Raw genomic sequence first — 17,848 nt, forward strand, 5'->3', positions numbered from 1 at the left:
CATGGAGCAGAAGCGTCCTTCCATTCCGATACAAGTCCAGGCGTTCCGCCGTCGCCACAGGCGGCCCCGCTGGCCTTGGGCCTTGACTGCTGCGCTGGTCGCGCTGCTGCTGATCTGGCTCGTGTCCCGGTCGCCCGGCGAATCCTCATCGCAGTCGCCCACGCCGGCTAGCACGGCGCAGATGGCCGGGCCGCCCTGGAAAATGGGCAACCCCGAGGGCCGTTTCACACTGACGCTCTATGCCGATCTGGAATGTCCGTTCTGCCGGGAGTACTTCCCGCAGCTCAAGCGCTGGGTCGGCAGCAACGCCGACGTGACCCTGCAATGGCATCACCAGCCGCTGGCTGCGCACGAGCCGGCCGCGTTGGCCGAGGCGCGTCTGGTCGAGTGCGTCGCCGAAGCCGGCGGGCATGCTGCCTTCTGGCGAGCCGTCGAGTGGGTCTATGCCCACACGCGCAGCGACGGCCTGGGACTGCCCGATGGCCTGCGCTACCCCGAATCGACGCCGGCCGTCGAGCAGTGCATGGCAAGCGAGCGGGTCGACGCGGCCATCCGCGCCCAGGCCGCGGAAGCCACGAAAAGCGGCGTGACGGCCACGCCGTCGCTGCGCCTGCTCGATCGCCAGACGGGTCAGTCCATCCTGCTGCAGGGACCGATCGAAGGCGATGCCTTGCTGTCGGCCATGGACATGCTGTCCGCTGATGAACCACCCGCCACACCCGCCACCGAAATGCCTGCCGACGTTGTCGGCGACATGCCCAGGTAGCCCGCGGTCCTTGAGGCTACGGCGCAGTCTTCTGCGCTGACCGCTCCCCGTTCGCTCCGCATCCTGGCCGCGAACAATCACCTCTGCGTGGTGGTGGATGCACCTTGTTCCGTTGTTCTCATCCCCAGGAGGGCTTGCCCTCCCAGGGCGTGCGCCCTCTGATCTCATCATCCGGAGGTTCGCCATGTCTCTCGTCGTCAATGACTCCTGCGTGGAGTCGCTTTCCGCTGTCGCAGCCCAGCGTGAGGACTGGATCATCCAGCAGGCTATCGCGCTGCTGGAGAGACGGATCTTCAAAGTCGGACCGTGCCTCAGCCGACCGGCCGCCGTGCGGGACTACCTGCGTCTAAAACTGGTCGCTGAGCCCAACGAGGTATTCGCAATCGTTTTCCTGGACAGCATGCACCAAGTGTTGGCCTACGAGCCGATGTTCAGGGGCACGATCAATTCGACTGCGGTCTATCCCCGTGTCGTCGTGCAGCGTGTATTGGAGCTGAAAGCCGCCGCAGTGGTCTTCGCGCACCAGCACCCCTCGGGTGTCACTGAGCCGTCGAGCGCCGATCGTGCGCTGACCCAGCAACTGCAGGCAGCGCTGGCGCTGATCGATGTTCGGGTACTGGATCACATCATCGTTGGCCAGGGGATTCCGTACTCCTTCGCGGAGCACAGCTTGCTGTAGCGCATCGTTCATTGATCACAACGGGGGCTTCGGCCTCCGTTTCTTCCTTGCCCCGAAGCAAGCAGGTATGCGGGGTGTCCGCGATGCGCATTGTTTGTGGGGGCTGCACCGGATTCGGCGTTTGACTATGGCCCTGATCAACTTCCGGGGCACGTGTCATGCCAGCATCTTTTCCCAGGTTCGCGCCAAGCTGGCGAGCCCTTGGCCTGGCCGTTGCACTGCCGGTGTCCTTGGGTGTCTTTAGTCCGGCCACATTCGCTGCCGATGTGCTGGTCATCACCGACAGCCGCCATCCGGTCAAGACCATGGGCGGCGAGCGGCTGATCGAGCTGGACGAAGCGCACCGGATCGAAGCGGAGCTTTCTGCGGAACTGCCCGCCGAACCCGAGCAGGCGACCGCCATCGTCAAGCGCCGACTGAACAGCGGCGGCACCGATCTCCAACGCCGCATCGCTTCCGCCTACCAGGGCGTCACCGACGCGTGGAGCCTGGGCATCACCAGCATCCCGGCCGTCGTGGTGGATCAACGCTACGTCGTCTATGGCGAACCGGATGTGGCCCGCGCAGTCGCTCGCATCGAGCAGCACTGGAGGGCCCAGCCGTGACCCGCCCATTCGACCTGATGCGCCGCCTGCGTGCTGGCGTGGCGTCCGTTCTGCTGCTCAGCGCCACGGGCAGCTACGCGCTCAACACCGCAACCATCGTCGGCTCGGTGGCATCGCCAGACTGCCTCGAATACCGCGTCGTCGGGATCTGCTACTGGCTCTACTGCACCTGGACGGGCTGTACGGTACGCACGTCCATCAAGGTCCGCCACTACATCCCCGATGCGATCGTCTCCAGCTACAGCAACACCGGCGAAAACCCCTGGATCGAAGTCCGGCCGATGAGCACGCCCAACCCATCCGCCCAAACCGGCGGGGACGGAACGACGAACGAGGACCACGAAAACAACCTCGCCAAGTTCAAGAACGCGGACGTCATCGGGCACCCGGGCGTCGAGGTGTTCAACCAGTTCGTGTCGTCCTCGGGCTACTTCTGCGAGGGTGCGGGCACGGCGTTCATGCCGTACTTGCTCGGCACCCTGGACACGCTGGCCTGGCGCTACAACGTGCCCGAGATGGCCTACCCGGAGGCGCTAATTCCCGGCATGCGTGAGGTCGGTGCACGCACCACGATGAACCTCTGGGGCAACGTGTATCCCCGCGGGGGTTTCCTGCACCAGACCGACGACCACAAGGCCAGTGCAGTGGTGGCCCAGCGCGCAGGCGATGTCGTCACGCGCCGGGGACAGATCCACGTTTATCAGCCGCTGCTCGCCAACTCCCGCGATGGCTACTGGCCGGCTGGCGCGCTCATGGAGAGCGATGCCTCGACGGGCAAGTGGCAGGAACTCACGCCAGTCCTGTCCTCGTCCTGCTCGGTCTTCCCGCGCAGCGGCGCCCTGACACAGGCCCGGCAAGGCGATTACGCCTGGGCGCTGTGGCGGCCCTATGCGTGCTGCGAACGCCGGGGCCAGGTGTTTCTCGGCAGCGTCGATTTCCTCTGAGGTGGTGCCATGAAGTTCCGTCCTGCATTCAATCCGTTCTCCCGCCGGGTACGTCGCACGAGGATCGTCATGGCGGTGGCCGGTGCGCTCGCGCTGACGAGCGGTGTGGCCTGGAGCCAACTGGGCTACCAGACCGGCGGCAGTGTCATCGGCGATGACGTCATGTACTCGATCGGCGGCGGAAACGCCGTGTCGATGGGACGTGCGGCTGGCATGCGCTCTCTCGGGGTCGGCGTGGGCTGGAACAGCAACTTGATCTGCGGTGACATGAGCATCCAGACCACGTTGAAGAATCAGCTCAACGGCGTCACCAACGGCTTCCAGCAAATCATGTCATCGGTGATCCAAAGCGCCACCAGCGCGGTGGCGTCGTTGCCGGCACTGATCATTCAGCGGGCCGATCCCGGCCTCTACAACCTGCTCACCAATGGCGTGTTGCAGGCACGGCTCGATTTCGACCGCTCCAAGCTGACGTGCCGTGCCATGGCGGAGAGGATGGCCGAGACGGCGGGCGGGCAGCTCGGCTGGAGCCAGATGGCAGAAGGCTTGGCGCTGCGCGATGCGGTGTCGAGCACGGATGCGGTCTCGGCCGTCGAGCAGGCCGAGACGCGCCGCGGCAATGACGGTGTGCCGTGGGTCGGGGGCAGCAACGCGGGAGGCTCCGGCCAGCCCGCGATCAAGGTCGTCGGCGATGTCACCCGCGCCGGCTACAACCTGGTCAACGGCCGCGGCGTGACCGATACATCGTCCATCGCACCGACCAGTTGCAGCAGTCTCTCGTGCCAGACCTGGACCTCGCCGCAGGCCGCCGTCGAGTGGGCCACGCGCGTACTCGGCGAGAAGGAACAGCGCACTTGCGATGCCTGCACCAAGACCGAGACGACGCCCGGCGTAGGGCTGACGCCGTTGATCCAAGAAGAATACGACGCCAAGCTGCAGGCGCTCCAGGATCTGGTGTCCAAGGCGAAGAACACGACGCCCGAGAACCTGCGCGAGGCTGGCAGTGCATCGCTGCCCATCACCCGCGGCGTGATCGAGGCGCTGCGTGACGAGCCGGACCAGCACCTGCTGTCGCAGCGCCTGGCGTCCGAGGTCGCGCTGTCCTCCGTGCTGGAGAAGGCGCTGTTGCTACAGCGCACGCTGCTCACGGGCAAGAAAGAGCCCAACGTCGCGGCCAACGAGCTTGCGGTGGAGGCCGTGAACAAGGAGAGCGATACGCTCGACCGCGAGATCCAGAACCTCAAAACGGAACTGGAACTGCGCCGCGAGCTGGCCAACAACTCGCCGATGGCCATCATTCAGCGCCATAGCACGCGCGCTTCGGGTTCGCGCGGCATCTACGAGGGCGATCCGGTGCCCGACCGTCTCGACCAACTCCAGAAGGGCAATCCGGGAGGTCGGCCATGAGCGAGGCTCGCATGACTTGGCGTCCACTACGCTGGCTGTTCAGCCGGCACGCGGCGAAAACCCTGCTATGGCTTGTGCTGGTCGTGGCCGCCGCCGTAGGGGCCAACGTCGCGGGCATCTACCTGGTCGGCAGTGTCGCGGCCTGGGAGCGGTGGCTGGCGGCGTCCGCAGGGTATTTCTTCATCTGGCGACTGTGCCTGTACGGCGGTACGGCCTATGGATGGGTCTGGATGCGCCGTCGGCTGCTGGCCCGCGAAGACAGCACGCAGGCGCGACGTCGGCTGATCCGCGCAGAGGTCGCCGGCGTCCTTGCCATTGTGGCGCTCGAAGCCAGCCTGTTGATGCAGGCCGCTTGAGGGGAGATCGAGGCAATGACGCTTTTCACGACCGACTACCTGGAGTACTACCTCACCCTCGTGTCCTGGATCGTCAACAACGGCATCTGGGCCGTGCTGGTGTCCAGCGGGGTGTTTGCGCTGCCCTTTGTGGCGATCGTCATCCAGGAATGGCTCAAGGCCAGAGCGGAGGGCGCCGACGAAGGCAACAAGGGCGTGCTCTCGGCGGCGCGCATCGAGAACCGAGTATTTGTGGCCATCGTGGTCGTGATGTTCGCCGGCATTCCGTTCATCGACGTCGACCTCAGCACTATCCAGTACGACAGCTCGCGCTCGGCGCAGTGCCAGGTCAGCGTGCCGCAGCCCGCGCAAACTGGCTGGTCGCAGTCCTTCAGCACCATCAACAACCAGTCGGCGAAGGTTCCGGTCTGGTGGGCTTTCATGCACGCGCTTTCGCGCGCCGTCACGAGCGCCTCGGTGGCTGCGATCCCGTGCGGCACGGATCTGCGGCAGATGCGGATGGAGATCGATGCCACACGCATCGACGACCCGGTGCTGGCCCAAGAAGTGGCGGATTTCACGCACGATTGCTATGGACCGGCTCGCGCCAAATTGTTCATGGCGCGGCCGGAGCTGGACGAAACGCAGATGAACGATGTGACCTGGATCGGTTCGAGGTTTTTCACGGACACGGGCGGTTACTACGACAGCTACCGCTCTAGCACGGCGCGCGAGGCATGGCCCTATGACGACACCCGCGACGCTGGGCTTGCGCAGGTTGCCAATGGTGGCGGCTACCCGACCTGCAGGCAGTGGTGGTCCGACGGCAGTAACGGACTGCGCGCGCGGCTGCTGGGGCAAGTGGACCCAAGCCTGCTGAATCGCCTGGCGGGCTGGGCTGGATTCCTGAGCCGGGCCGAGGTGGACGACTCCGTGATCCGCGCCATCGCGTCACCGCGGCAGCAGAAATTGAACCAAGGCAGCGTCTATACGGACTACGGCGGTCAGATCGACAAGACATTGCCCAATGTCGTCAACCGTGCCACCAGCGATGTTGGCTTGGCGGTTGGGGCTCTCGCCGCCTTCCCGGCAATGGACGTAGTGCGCCAAGCACTGCCCATGGTGCTCGCGCTGCTCAAGATGGCGCTCGTGATCTGCATTCCGCTAGTGCTGGTCGTGGGCACCTATGACCTGAAGATGGTCGTCACCGTCAGCACCGTCCAGTTCGCGCTGTTCTTCACGGACTTCTGGTTTCAGCTCGCACGCTGGATCGACAGCACCATCCTCGATGCGCTCTACGGGTGGGGCTTTGGCTGGAACCGGCCGCATACCAACTTCGACCCGCTGGTGGGGCTGAACAATGCCTTCGGCGACATGCTTTTGATGTTCGTCACCGGCACGATGTTCTTGGTCCTGCCGACTTTCTGGGTGGCAGCGCTTGGGTGGGTCGGAGTAAAAGCCGGGGTAATCGCTCAGAACCTGGCTGTCGGTTCCAAGGAAGCACGCGACAGCGCGGGATCAGGCGTAAACAAGGTTACCGGCAAGGTGCTTTGATCGGTCGCCCATTTCAGTCGTTGAACGGATCGTTCGGGTCGTGCGGGTCGATCCGCTGACCGCTGGACGAATACAGGCCAAAGCCTGCCTCGCCGTTTCGCAGTTCGTCCGGTTGCGTCCAGCGATCATCATTGACCGTCGAATTGCTGGCCGTCCATGCTGCGGCAACCCCAACCAGAAGCACCAACGCCAGCCAGAACGCGGCGTAGAACAGCAATCCCAGCGCGACCAGCTTCACTACCCATACGAGCACGGTGGCCCCGGCAAGCGGCATCCCCTTGGAGGCGAGCCAACACGACAACCTTCGCTCGCCGCGCGCATAGGCGCGCCATCCACGGCCAACGCTGCGGCCGAGGCGTTCTGCGGTGCTGATGCGGGTTGTCGTGTTCATGGTCGTCTCCTGCTACATGAGGAATGCCTATTCCAGTTTGCTCCAATCCTGCTTGCTTGCCTGCACCAATACGTTCCAATCGTCTGGTGGATTTCCACGTCCGAGCATTTTCTCGAACACGGCATAGGGATCTGACTTGCTCCCCGAAGACCGCAAGGTCTGCTCATCATTGACCCAGGCGTACACGATGACCTTGGCCTTCGAGTCGTACCGGAAGAACAACCGGAACCGCCTTCCGATCTTGGCCCTTCGCCAGTGCCGGTGGGCCAGCCCCAGGGTGTTGCCCTGGCGGTACTCGTCGCGTGCCGGATCACCGGGCACCACATCTAATATCAACTGGTTCAAGGCCCGGAAGAGCTTGACGTTGGCGTTGGACTCGAAGCCCTCCGGGTCGTTCTCCTGCGCGCGCCGTGCGGCTGCGTGCAGCTTCTGCAACTGCTCGATCACACAGTCGTGGAACAGCAATGCCCAGCCATGCCGTTGCATCAGAGTTCCACTTCGCCGTCGATTTCCTCGTCCAGCTTCACGCCGTGACCCGCTTGCTCCAGCATGGCGCGAGTTAGATCCTCGGGCAGACCATGGACGTTCCGGCCCGCCTCGATGTCGCGGGCCAGCAGACTCAGGAACGCACCGATGGCGGGGTCCTCGTGCTCGGCGTCGGCACGGGTCACGACGACTTCTCCGTCACGCAGGTCGAACGCAACCTTGCCGCCGGCATCGACACCGAGCGCCTGCCGGATGGGCTTGGGCAGCGTGATCTGGCCTTTGGAGGTCAGCGTGGCAACTTCATGAATGGCAGGCATGGCCGTTCTCCTAATAGCGATGCCCTGATGGTAAGGAATATTCCTTACCATGTCAATATGGGGTCTCATGGCGTCCTCCCGAGTCCAAGAATCGGCCCATCGTAGGGCGGGAACACCAAGCCTTCACGCATCAATCCGGCCCGCCGAACCTCGCATTGGCCGTGGACGGTCAATGCCCCACGCCCTATACCCAAATGGTTAAAGGCTAAAGGGCCGAAAGGGCAAGGGAATGGGGTGCAAGGGGAAAGGCCCTACCTCGAAAAGGCGAAAAGGCCCCCCGCTCGGCCCACCACCAGGACACCCGCATGCTCTTTCTGTTCCAGCGGAAACGACCTCCGGTCGCTGCCGCTCCGTCGCCAGCGCCCGCCCTCGATCTCCCGAAAGGGCTGCTGCGGCCCGAGTCGGCCGCATCGCTGCTGGCCACGCCGCGCCGGCAGAAGCTGCTGGAATACATCTGGCAGCGCACCTCCCTCTCGCGCAAGCAGTTCGTCACCCTGTACCGCACGCCGCTGGAACGATATGCCGAGCTGGTCCAGCAATTTCCCGCTTCCGAAAGCCACCATCACGCTTACCCGGGCGGCATGCTCGACCACGGCCTGGAAATCGTCGCCTACAGCCTGAAGCTGCGCCAGTCCCATCTGCTGCCCATCGGTGCCAGCCCCGAGGACCAGGCGGCGCAGTCCGAGGCCTGGACCGCCGCCGTCGCCTACGCGGCACTACTGCACGACATCGGCAAGATCGCTGTCGATCTGCACGTCGAACTCGCCGACGGCAACACCTGGCATCCCTGGCACGGGCCGCTGCTCCAGCCGTACCGCTTCCGCTATCGTGAGGATCGTGAATACCGCTTGCATAGTGCTGCAACAGGTCTGCTCTACCGCCAACTGCTCGATCGGCACGTCTTGGACTGGCTCAGTGGCTACCCGGCGCTATGGGCCCCGCTGCTCTACGTCTTGGCCGGACAGTACGAGCATGCCGGGGTCCTGGGCGAGCTTGTCGTGCAGGCTGATCGCGCTTCTGTGGCTCAGGAGCTGGGTGGTGATCCGGCCCGCGTCATGGCAGCACCCAAGCACGCACTGCAACGCAAGCTGCTCGACGGGCTGCGTTATCTGCTCAAGGAAGAGTTGAAGCTGAACCAGCCGGAAGCCTCCGATGGCTGGCTCACCGAGGATGGTTTGTGGCTGGTGAGCAAGACGGTTTCGGACAAACTGCGCGCACACCTCCTGTCTCAGGGGATCGATGGCATTCCTGCGAACAACACCGCCGTGTTCAACGTGCTGCAAGACCACGGCATGCTCCAGCCCACCTCGGACGGCAAAGCGGTCTGGCGCGCGACCGTGACCAGCACGACCGGCTGGTCCCATTCGTTCACCCTGTTGCGTCTCGCTCCCGCGCTGATCTGGGAGTCTGGCGAGCGACCAGCACCTTTCGCGGGCACGGTAGAGATCGACGCGACGCCCGCGGAAAACGACGCCTGCATGTCGGCTCCCGCGCCTACCGTCTCGGTGAACCCAGCGCAGGGAGGTCAAGAGCCTCCGATTTGGGAGGGCGACAGCACCACCATCGTTTCACCGCCCGCAGCCCAGCCCGTGCCCGACGTCATGGAGGATTTGCTCGCGATGGTGGGCTTGGGTGAGTCGGCCGGCGTTGGCCAGGATGCCGAGGAGTTCCTCCACACCCCCGCGCCAGCAACAGCCGCGACGTCCATTCCATCGCCTGCACCTGCACCCGCGCCTACGCCTGGGTCATCGGCAACGAAGCCATCCGGGGAACAGTTCATGGTTTGGCTGAAGCAGGGAATCGCCTCACGACGGCTCATCATCAACGACGCGAAGGCACTCGTGCATACGGTGAATGAGACGGCCTACCTGGTCAGCCCGGGTGTGTTCCAACGCTATGCGCAGGAGCATCCCGAAGTGGCCGCACTCGCCAAGCAGGAGAATCAACAGGATTGGCAGTGGGTGCAGAAGCGCTTCGAGAAGCTGCAGCTACATCGAAAGCAGCCCAATGGCCTGAACATTTGGACCTGTGAAGTCACGGGCCCGAGGAAGTCCCGCCGACTGCATGGCTACCTCCTCGAAGATGGGTCCTTGGCACTCGCCGAAATACCGCCCAACAATCCCTATCTTGCTCTGACTCAGGAAGGATGACGCGATTCGGGCATTGATCGCCACCGTCGTGTGGCGACGATCAATGCCCCGCGAAAATTGGCAACATTTGGCGAACTGAGCTACTCGGCCCGCGCCAACTCCTGTGCAAGGAACGGAGCGGTTCTGCTGCCAGACGTTCGGGCCACCTGCTGAGGGGAGCCCGCCACCACGATGCTGCCGCCGGCAGCGCCTGCACCAGGCCCCACGTCGATCACCCAATCGGCCTGGGCCACCGCGCGCATATCGTGTTCGATCATCACTACGGTATTGCCGGCATCGACCAGGCGCTGCAACTGCACCAGCAGCCGGTCGGCGTCCGACGCATGCAGCCCGGTAGTCGGCTCGTCGAGCACGTACAGGCTTCGGCCGCGCTGGCTGCGCTGAAGCTCGGTCGCCAGCTTGATGCGCTGCGCCTCGCCACCGGAAAGCTCAGTGGCTGGTTGTCCCAGGCGCAGATAGCCCAGTCCGATGTCGCGCAGCAGTTGCAGGGGCCTTGCCACCGCGTCTTCACCCGCGAAGAATTCGCTGGCCTCGTCCACGGTCATCTGCAGCACCTCGGCGATGTTGCGCCCGTTCCACTGCACCTTCAGCGTGGCCTCGTTGTAGCGCGCGCCATGGCAGGTCGGGCACGGCGCGTACACGCTGGGCATGAACAGCAGTTCCACGCTAACGAAACCCTCGCCCTCGCAAGTCTCGCAGCGCCCCTTGGCGACGTTGAACGAGAACCGTCCGGCATCATAGCGGCGGCGTCGAGCATCGGGCGTGGCAGCGAACAGCTTGCGCACATGGTCGAACAGGCCCGTGTAGGTGGCCAGGTTCGACCGCGGCGTGCGCCCGATCGGTTTCTGGTCCACCTGCACCAGACGCTGTACGGCGTCCACGTCGCCCGCCAGATGGCCGCCGGTCGCTTCGATCACTGCCGGCCCTTCGCTGGTGGCGCTTTCGGCTACATCGTCTTCCGGCTCGTGGCCCAGGTGCAGCAGCACCAGCTCCGGCAGGGCCTGCGCGACGAGGCTGGACTTGCCCGAGCCGGAGATGCCGGTGACGGCCGTCAGCACGCCCAGCGGAATGCGCGCATTCACGCCATGCAGGTTGTGGCGGTGAATGTCCTGCAGCTCCAGCCAGCCGGTCGCTTCGCGTGCCCGGCTTCCCGGCGCGGGGATCTCATCGAACAGGTAGCGTGCAGTACGCGATTCGGCAATCTTGCGCAGGCCATCCGGCTCGCCGCTGTAGAGCACGCGGCCGCCACGCTCCCCAGCATCCGGCCCGACATCCACCAGCCATTGCGCGCGGCGCATCAGGTCCAAGTCGTGCTCCACCACGAACACCGAGTTGCCGGCGTCGCGCAGCCGGTCGAGCGCGTCGTACAGGGCCTGGCTATCGGAGGGGTGCAGGCCCGCGGAGGGCTCGTCGAGCACGTACACGACACCGAACAGCAGGGAACTCAATTGCGTGGCCAGCCGCAGGCGCTGCAACTCGCCGGCCGAAAGCGTCGGCGTGGCCCGGTCCAGCGTCAGGTAGCCCAGGCCCAGCCCACGCAGTTGGCGCAGGCGTGCCATCACGCCACCGGCCAGGCGCTGCGCGGCGAGGCGCTTTTCTTCCGATAGCGCCGAGGTGCGGCGCACGTCGGGCGATACCGCATGGACGGCGCGGCCGGAGGCCGCGCGTTCGGCACGGTCGCGTCGGGTCGCTTCCTTGTCCGTAGCCGCCCCCGCTGCATGGGCGCGGAAATCGCCCTGGGCGATGGGTTCGAGCAAGGCCGCCAACTGGTCCAGCGGCATCTGCATGAACGCGCCGATGTCCACGCCGGCGAAGGTGACCGACAGCGCCTCGGGCTTGAGCCGCTTGCCGTGGCAGGTGGGGCACGGTTTGCCCTCCATGAACCGGGACACGCGCTTTCTCATCAACGCGCTCTGGGTGTTGGCAAAGGTGTGCAGCACGTAGCGCCTGGCGCCGGTGAAGGTGCCCATGTAGCTCGGCTCCATCTTGCGCTTGAGCGCGGCGCGGGTTTCGGCGGGCGTGAAGCCGGCGTACACCGGCACCGTCGGTGTTTCCTCGGTGAACAGAATCCAGTCGCGATCCTTCTTCGGCAGGTCCTTCCACGGTCGGTCAACGTCGTAGCCCATGCTGACCAGGATGTCGCGCAGGTTCTGGCCTTGCCAGGCGGGGGGCCAGGAGGCGATCGCCCGCTCGCGGATGCTCAGGGAGGGATCGGGCACCATGATGGCCTCGGTCACCTCGTACACATGGCCCAGGCCGTAGCAGGTCGGGCACGCTCCCTGCGGCGTGTTGGGCGAAAAATCCTCGGCGTACAGCATCGGCTGGTTGGCCGGATAGGCGCCGGCGCGCGAATACATCATCCGCACCAGGCTGGACAAGGTGGTCACACTGCCCACGGAGGAACGCGCGTTGCTGGAGCCCCGCTGCTGCTGCAGCGCCACCGCCGGCGGCAGGCCGTCGATCGCATCGACGTCCGGCACGCCGGCCTGCTCGATCAGTCGCCGCGCATAGGGGGCCACCGACTCGAAGTAGCGTCGCTGGGCCTCGGCATAGATGGTGCCGAAGGCCAGCGAGGACTTGCCGGAGCCGGAGACACCCGAGAACACCACCAGCGCGTTACGCGGGATGGAGACGTCCACCTCCTTGAGGTTGTTCTCGCGCGCACCGCGCACTTCCACCATGCCGCTGGCCGCAGCGGTACAAGAGGATTCACCGAAAGAATTGTTTGGCAAGTTTTTATCCTGTAGTTCGTCCCGCTCAGGACGGGACTTCCTGAGTTCGGGTGCCGCGGCGGCTGGCTTCGAGCACTGCGGTGACAGTGCGGGCGTCGTAGCTGCCGCGCAGACGACGACCCTCGACGAAGAACGTCGGCGTGGCGTGCGCACCGCTGGCGACCGCACTGGCGAGGTCGCGCTCGACACGCTCGATCACCGCAGGGCTGTCGAGATCCGCGATGAACCGTTCGACGTCGAGCCCAAGCTCGGCGGCGTAGCCGATCAGATGCTCGCGCTCCAGCGCATGCTGACGGGTGAACACGAAGTCCAGCCACGGCCAGAACATCCCCTGGTTCGCCGCTGCCTCGGACGCCCGCGCGGCAATCGGCCCGTGCGGGTGGTGCGGCAGATGGCGCACCACATACCGCAGGTCGTCACCGAAGTGGGCGCGAAGATCGTCCCACGAACCGGTGGCGTGCGCACAGTACGCGCACTCGAAGTCCACGTACTCGACGAGTGTGAGCTGGGCGTCCTCCGGCCCGCGGATGTGATCGATCTCCGGATCGACCGGCGGCTCAAGCACCATCGGCAGGTCAGCGGTCTTCTCACCCCACCGCTGGGCGGCGACCTTGAAGATCAGCCACCCGAGCAACGTGGCGAACACCATCGACACGAGCACGCCGACCGTCGCCTGGCGGCCCAGGTCGGAGGTCGTGCCGAACGCGAGCCCGATGATCAGCAGCGACACGGTGAAGCCGATCCCGGACAGCGCCGCCCCACCGAACACGCTCCCCACCCCGACGCCCTCGGGCAGCCGGCCCAGGCCGAGACGGACGGCGACGAGCGTGGTGAGCCCGATGCCCAAGAGCTTGCCGAGCACGAGCCCTGCGATGACGCCCCACGTGACTGGCGAGCCAAAGGCCTCGGCGAGCAGCCCGCCACGCACGTCCACCCCGGCGTTCGCCAAGGCGAAGATCGGCACGATCAGCAGCGCCGTCGGCAGCCGCAGGAACTCGTGCAATCGCTCGTTCACCGAGATACCCCGGGACAGCCCGCAGTCCACCGCGCGGGCCGATGCGGCACTCGGCGACTGCCAGAAGTCACGGAACAACTGTCTTGCCGCAACGACCCCGTGACGTTGCGTCGCATAGGCGGGGATCAGCAGCCCCGCGGCCATCCCGGCGAGGGAGGCATGGATGCCGGAATACACGGTTGCGAACCACAGCACGATCACGATCAACACATACGGCGTCGCCCGCCACTGGCGGGTGCGCCCCAACAACCACAATCCAACGAGGCTGGCGAGGGCGATAAGCAACGGGACGATCCGGATCTCCTCGCTATAGACGATGCCGATGATGGACACTGCGAGGAAGTCATCGACCACGGTCAGGGTGAGCAGGAACACGCGCAACTGACCCGATAGCCGCGGGCCGACGATCGCCAAGGTGCCCAGCATGAACGCCGTATCGGTGCCGACCACCGCACCCCACCCGTGCAGGCCCTCACTTCCGGCTAGTTTCACGATCAGGACATACACCAGCGCGGGAAGCACGACTCCCGTGACCCCCGCGATCAGGGCGAGGCGGGCACGGCTGCGGTCACGGAGCGATCCGTGGGCGAACTCCTGACGCACCTCCAGTCCGATCAGGAAGAAGAAGACGACCATCAGGCCGTCGTTGACCCAGTGATGCAGATCCATGTGTAGGCGCAGTGGCCCGAAGTTGAACCCGACGTCTAGGTGCCACAACTCGAAATAGGCGTTAGATAGCGGCGAGTTCGCCCACACGAGCGCCACAACCGTGACGATCACCAGCAGCACCGCAGCGCCAGACTCCGTGCGTAGATAGTGGGCAACGCGTCTCCGTCTGATATGCGCCGAGGACTCACCAAAAGAAGAGGCTGGCATGTGCTTATCCTGTAGTTTGTGAGATCACGATGGGCAGGTTTCGGAGGCGACCGGTCAGGCGTCCGCCTCTGGCAGCGTCCCATCATCCAGCGAGCGCAGCCAAGTAAGCCATTCTCCCAGCCTGCGCTCAACACCTCTGTCCGTTGGCTGATACCAGCCCGGCCGCGCCACGCCCTCGGGAAAGTAGCTTTGCCCAGCGGCGTAGCCGTTGGGCTCGTCAGGAGCGTAGCGGTAGCCTTCGTGATACCCCATCTGCTGCATCAGCTTCGTCGGCGCATTGCGAAGATGGAGAGGCACAGGCAGGGAGCCGCTGTTCTTGACGAAGGTCTTCGCCTTGTTCCAGGCGGCATAGGCAGCGTTCGACTTGGGGGCGGCAGCAAGGTAGGTCGCCGCGTGGGCAATCGGTATTTCGCCTTCGGGGGAACCCAGCCTCTCATAAGCCAGCGCGGCATTGAGCGCCAGTTGCAGCGCCTGCGGGTCGGCATTGCCGATGTCTTCGCTGGCCACTACCACCATGCGGCGGGTCACCTGGCTGACGTCGCCGCTACCGTCAAGGATGCGGGCCAGCCAATACAGGGCCGCATCAGGGTCGGAGCCCCGTAGCGACTTGTGGAAGGCTGAGAGCTGCCAGTAGAACTCGTCACCGCCCTTGTCGAACCTGCGCAGCGATGGACTGGTGGACAGCTTGGCGGACTGGCCATCGACCACGGTCTTGCCAGCGCCCGACGCCGCATTCGTCACCTGCTCAAGCAGATTGAGGAAGCGCCTGCCATCGCCATCGGCAAAGCCCTTGAGCAGATCCAGCGCGTCCGCGTCCAACGTGACGCCCTGGAGATGCGGCAGTGCGCGTTCGTAGAGTTGGTTCAGTTCGTCGCTGGACAGCGGTTCGAGGGTATAGACCTGCGCGCGCGAGAGCAGTGCGGAATTGACCGCCAACCCCGGATGCTCGGTCGTCCCCCCCACCAGGGTCAGGAGCCCCGACTCGACATGGGGCAGCAGGGCATCCTGCTGCGCCTTGTTGAAGCGATGGATCTCATCGACGAAAAGCACCGTCGATCGACCATGGTTGTCCAGTTCGGCCTGGGCCTCGTCGATGGCTTGCCGGATGTCCTTCACCCCGGCCAGCACGGCCGAGATGGCGATGAATCGGCTGTCGGTCGCACTGGCGGCCAGGCGCCCTAGGGTGGTCTTGCCCACGCCTGGCGGCCCCCAGAGGATGAACGAGTGCAACTTGCCCGCCTCGAACGCGAGACGCAGCGGCTTGCCGGGGCCGAGCAAGTGCCGTTGCCCGACGAATTCGTCCAGCGTCTTGGGCCGCAGGAGTTCGGCCAAGGGAGGCTTGGGCTTTGTCGTGAATAGATCGGTCAAGTTCCTCTCCCTGGCATTTCTGATAGTTGACGTTCCGATAAGGTGGGCACCTCAATCCAGAGAGCCGGATTTATCCAACGCCGTGGGCTCTTTGTCGGCAATCGCATGCATGATGATGCGAGAGCCGCGGTAGCCGATGCTGTGGTTCCATACCCAGCTCAAAGCGACACTGAGACGATTTCGCGTGCCGATCAGAAAGTAGATGTGCGCCAGCTTCCAGATCCACCACGCAAAGGCACCACGCAGCTTCACCCGCCCCATGTCAATCACCGCCAGGCTGCGGCCGATGGTGGCCAGGTTCCCCTGATGCCGGTATTTGAAAGGCCCGTCAGCGGGCTTGCCCTTCAAACGCCGTCCAATCAGGTTAGCGACGTACTTCCCTTGCTGTTTGGCGGCCGGGGCGATGCCCGGCACGGGCTTCCCATCGGCCATGGTGCACGAGGCTGTATCGCCGATGGCGAAGACCTCCGGGCGACCGGCCACCGTCAGGTCAGGGCCAACGACCACTCGACCAGCACGATCAGACGCAGCGCCCAACCAGCGAGCCGCGGGAGACGCCTGGACTCCGGCGGCCCAGACGATGGTCTTGGCCGAAAGGGGCTTGCCGCCATACACCACGCCGTCGGCCGAGCATTCGGTGACCGGAGTACCCAGCACGACCTCGACCCCGAGTTTTTCGAGTGCCTGGCGCGTATAGGCCGAAAGATCCTCTGGAAAGACCGACAACAGACGCGGGCCAGCCTCGATCAGTACAACCCGCGATGTGCTCGGGTCGATCGAGCGGAAGTCACGCGCCAGCGTGTCTCGTGCCAGCTCGGCGATGGTTCCGGCCAATTCAACCCCGGTGGGACCACCACCGATGATGACGAACGTCTGCAGCGCGGCACGCTGCTGAGGATCGCTCGTGCGCTCAGCTTCCTCGAAAGCCGCGAGGATTCGGCCCCGAATGGTCGTGGCATCTTCCAGCGTCTTCAACCCCGGCGCGAAAGCCCCCCATTCGTCGTGTCCGAAGTAGGCATGGGTAGCACCTGTCGCGAGCACGAGCGTGTCGTAGGTTTGCCGCATTCCATTGTTGAGAATGACCTGACGCGCGTCCTGGTCGATACCTTCCACTTCCGCCATCAAGGTGTTCACTTCCGGGCGATTTCGGAAGAGATAGCGAATAGGCCAGGCGATCTCGGATGTCGAAAGTGACGCACCTGCGACCTGGTAAAGCAAGGGTTGGAACAGGTGATGATTGCGCCGATCGATGATCGTCACATCGACCTCGACACCAGCAAGCTGGTTGGCAACCTCGATCCCGCCGAAGCCCGCTCCGATAATGACGACGTGATGTCGGTTTTTGGAGGTCTTTGTCATGACCTGATCTCCTCTCTCAGCGTTTCAGCGCCGATGCGTGGTGTGCCATATGCTCGCCAATGAAGCTGGCAATGAAGTAGTAGCTGTGGTCGTAGCCTGGGCGCAGATTCAACGTGAGCGGGTGCCCCGTCTCGTCGCAGGCTTTGCGCAGCAGGTCGGGCTGAAGCTGGCTCTCCAGGAACTCGTCGCCCAAGCCCTGATCAACCAGCAACGGCAAACGCTCCTGCACGGTGCGAATCAGCTCCACGGTGTCGTACTGCTTCCACACTTCCCGATCGCTGCCCAGGTACGCCTCGAAGGCCTTGTGCCCCCAGGGAACCTGGGTGGGGGCGACGATGGGCGAGAAGGCCGAGACGCTTCGATAACGGCCCGGGTTGCGCAGGGCGATGACCAGAGCGCCGTGTCCTCCCATGGAATGGCCGCTGATGCTCCGCTCCGCTGTCACGGGAAAGTGGGCCTCGATCAGCGCCGGCAATTCCTGCACGACGTAGTCGTACATCCGATGATTCGCAGCCCAGGGTTCCTGTGTGGCGTTGACGTAGAAACCCGCCCCCTGTCCGAGGTCATAGGCAGGATCGTCGGCAACGCCTTCGCCGCGAGCACTGCTATCGGGCGCGACGACGGCAATGCCATGTTCGGCCGCGTAGCGCTGGACGGCGGCCTTGGTGATGAAGTTCTGCTCGGTGCAGGTGAGGCCTGAAAGCCAGTACAGCACCGGCACCTTGCCGTGCTGTGCCTGCGGAGGCAGATAGACGCCGACCTTCATCGTGCAACCGAGCGTCGTGGATTCATGCTGATAAACGTCCTGCCAACCATCAAAGCTGGCGTGATGTTCGATGCGTTCCATGTAGTTCTCCTATGTTC

Annotated in this window: 16 protein-coding genes; 8 read left to right on the top strand and 8 right to left on the bottom strand. The window is 64.6% G+C overall.

Translation table 11 applies throughout. From position 1 onward, the window contains the following. The first annotated feature begins 1 nt into the window (after position 1). From G7007_RS00925 to G7007_RS00955, 7 genes are all read left to right on the top strand, one after another. Positions 2-766 carry a DsbA family protein gene (locus tag G7007_RS00925; protein ID WP_011871455.1) on the top strand — a complete coding sequence of 255 codons (765 nt, stop codon included), beginning with the start codon at positions 2-4 and terminating at the stop codon, positions 764-766. 184 nt (positions 767-950) lie between these two features. After that, complete coding sequence (locus tag G7007_RS00930; protein ID WP_009876611.1) at positions 951-1,445, top strand: JAB domain-containing protein; 495 nt, start codon at positions 951-953, stop codon at positions 1,443-1,445. Between the two features lie 158 nt (positions 1,446-1,603). Continuing rightward, positions 1,604-2,050, top strand: a complete 447-nt coding sequence (locus G7007_RS00935) for a TIGR03757 family integrating conjugative element protein (protein WP_011871456.1) — start codon at positions 1,604-1,606, stop codon at positions 2,048-2,050. Between the two features lie 17 nt (positions 2,051-2,067). Continuing rightward, entirely contained in the window at positions 2,068-2,994 is a 927-nt protein-coding gene (locus G7007_RS00940) for a TIGR03756 family integrating conjugative element protein (RefSeq protein ID WP_186353258.1), read from the top strand. Positions 2,995-3,063: 69 nt separating this feature from the next. Beyond that, positions 3,064-4,401, top strand: a complete 1,338-nt coding sequence (locus tag G7007_RS00945) for an integrating conjugative element protein (protein WP_009876614.1) — start codon at positions 3,064-3,066, stop codon at positions 4,399-4,401. A gap of 11 nt (positions 4,402-4,412) precedes the next feature. After that, positions 4,413-4,757: a hypothetical protein gene (locus G7007_RS00950; protein WP_020924952.1), complete on the top strand. Its 345-nt coding sequence runs from the start codon at positions 4,413-4,415 to the stop codon at positions 4,755-4,757. A 15-nt stretch (positions 4,758-4,772) separates the two neighbouring features. Beyond that, positions 4,773-6,290: a conjugal transfer protein TraG N-terminal domain-containing protein gene (locus tag G7007_RS00955; RefSeq protein ID WP_009876616.1), complete on the top strand. Its 1,518-nt coding sequence runs from the start codon at positions 4,773-4,775 to the stop codon at positions 6,288-6,290. Between the two features lie 13 nt (positions 6,291-6,303). Here the strand turns inward: G7007_RS00955 and G7007_RS00960 are convergent, their stop codons facing one another. From G7007_RS00960 to G7007_RS00970, 3 genes are read right to left on the bottom strand one after another with little or no spacing between them, the layout of a single operon-like run. After that, positions 6,304-6,681 (bottom strand): DUF3742 family protein, encoded by a 378-nt coding sequence (locus G7007_RS00960; RefSeq protein WP_011871459.1) that lies wholly within the window; start codon positions 6,679-6,681, stop codon positions 6,304-6,306. A 27-nt stretch (positions 6,682-6,708) separates the two neighbouring features. Further along, the gene (locus G7007_RS00965) at positions 6,709-7,167 is read right to left on the bottom strand and encodes a type II toxin-antitoxin system YhaV family toxin (RefSeq protein WP_009876618.1); all 459 of its coding nucleotides are present in this window, start codon (positions 7,165-7,167) and stop codon (positions 6,709-6,711) included. Then, complete coding sequence (locus G7007_RS00970) at positions 7,167-7,484, bottom strand: type II toxin-antitoxin system PrlF family antitoxin (RefSeq protein WP_009876619.1); 318 nt, start codon at positions 7,482-7,484, stop codon at positions 7,167-7,169. Before G7007_RS00970 ends, G7007_RS00965 begins: the two co-directional genes overlap by 1 nt. A gap of 305 nt (positions 7,485-7,789) precedes the next feature. Between G7007_RS00970 and mobH the strand changes: the two genes are divergently transcribed. Then, positions 7,790-9,634, top strand: coding sequence for a MobH family relaxase (gene mobH / locus G7007_RS00975; RefSeq protein WP_009876620.1), 1,845 nt, complete (start codon positions 7,790-7,792; stop codon positions 9,632-9,634). Positions 9,635-9,714: 80 nt separating this feature from the next. Here mobH and G7007_RS00980 read toward each other — a convergent pair whose 3' ends face one another. From G7007_RS00980 to fghA, 5 genes are read right to left on the bottom strand one after another with little or no spacing between them, the layout of a single operon-like run. Continuing rightward, positions 9,715-12,366: an excinuclease ABC subunit UvrA gene (locus G7007_RS00980; protein WP_020924950.1), complete on the bottom strand. Its 2,652-nt coding sequence runs from the start codon at positions 12,364-12,366 to the stop codon at positions 9,715-9,717. 25 nt (positions 12,367-12,391) lie between these two features. After that, positions 12,392-14,257, bottom strand: coding sequence for a Na+/H+ antiporter NhaA (nhaA, locus tag G7007_RS00985; RefSeq protein WP_011871462.1), 1,866 nt, complete (start codon positions 14,255-14,257; stop codon positions 12,392-12,394). A gap of 54 nt (positions 14,258-14,311) precedes the next feature. Beyond that, on the bottom strand, positions 14,312-15,625 hold the full coding sequence (locus G7007_RS00990) for a replication-associated recombination protein A (RefSeq protein WP_023106336.1): 1,314 nt from the start codon (positions 15,623-15,625) through the stop codon (positions 14,312-14,314). A gap of 51 nt (positions 15,626-15,676) precedes the next feature. Next, positions 15,677-16,984, bottom strand: a complete 1,308-nt coding sequence (locus G7007_RS00995) for an NAD(P)/FAD-dependent oxidoreductase (protein WP_011871464.1) — start codon at positions 16,982-16,984, stop codon at positions 15,677-15,679. 16 nt (positions 16,985-17,000) lie between these two features. Beyond that, complete coding sequence (gene fghA / locus G7007_RS01000) at positions 17,001-17,831, bottom strand: S-formylglutathione hydrolase (protein WP_011871465.1); 831 nt, start codon at positions 17,829-17,831, stop codon at positions 17,001-17,003. Positions 17,832-17,848: the final 17 nt, after the last annotated feature.

Origin of the sequence: Pseudomonas entomophila (assembly GCF_013523125.1) — a bacterium.
Lineage (GTDB): Bacteria > Pseudomonadota > Gammaproteobacteria > Pseudomonadales > Pseudomonadaceae > Aquipseudomonas > Aquipseudomonas entomophila_B.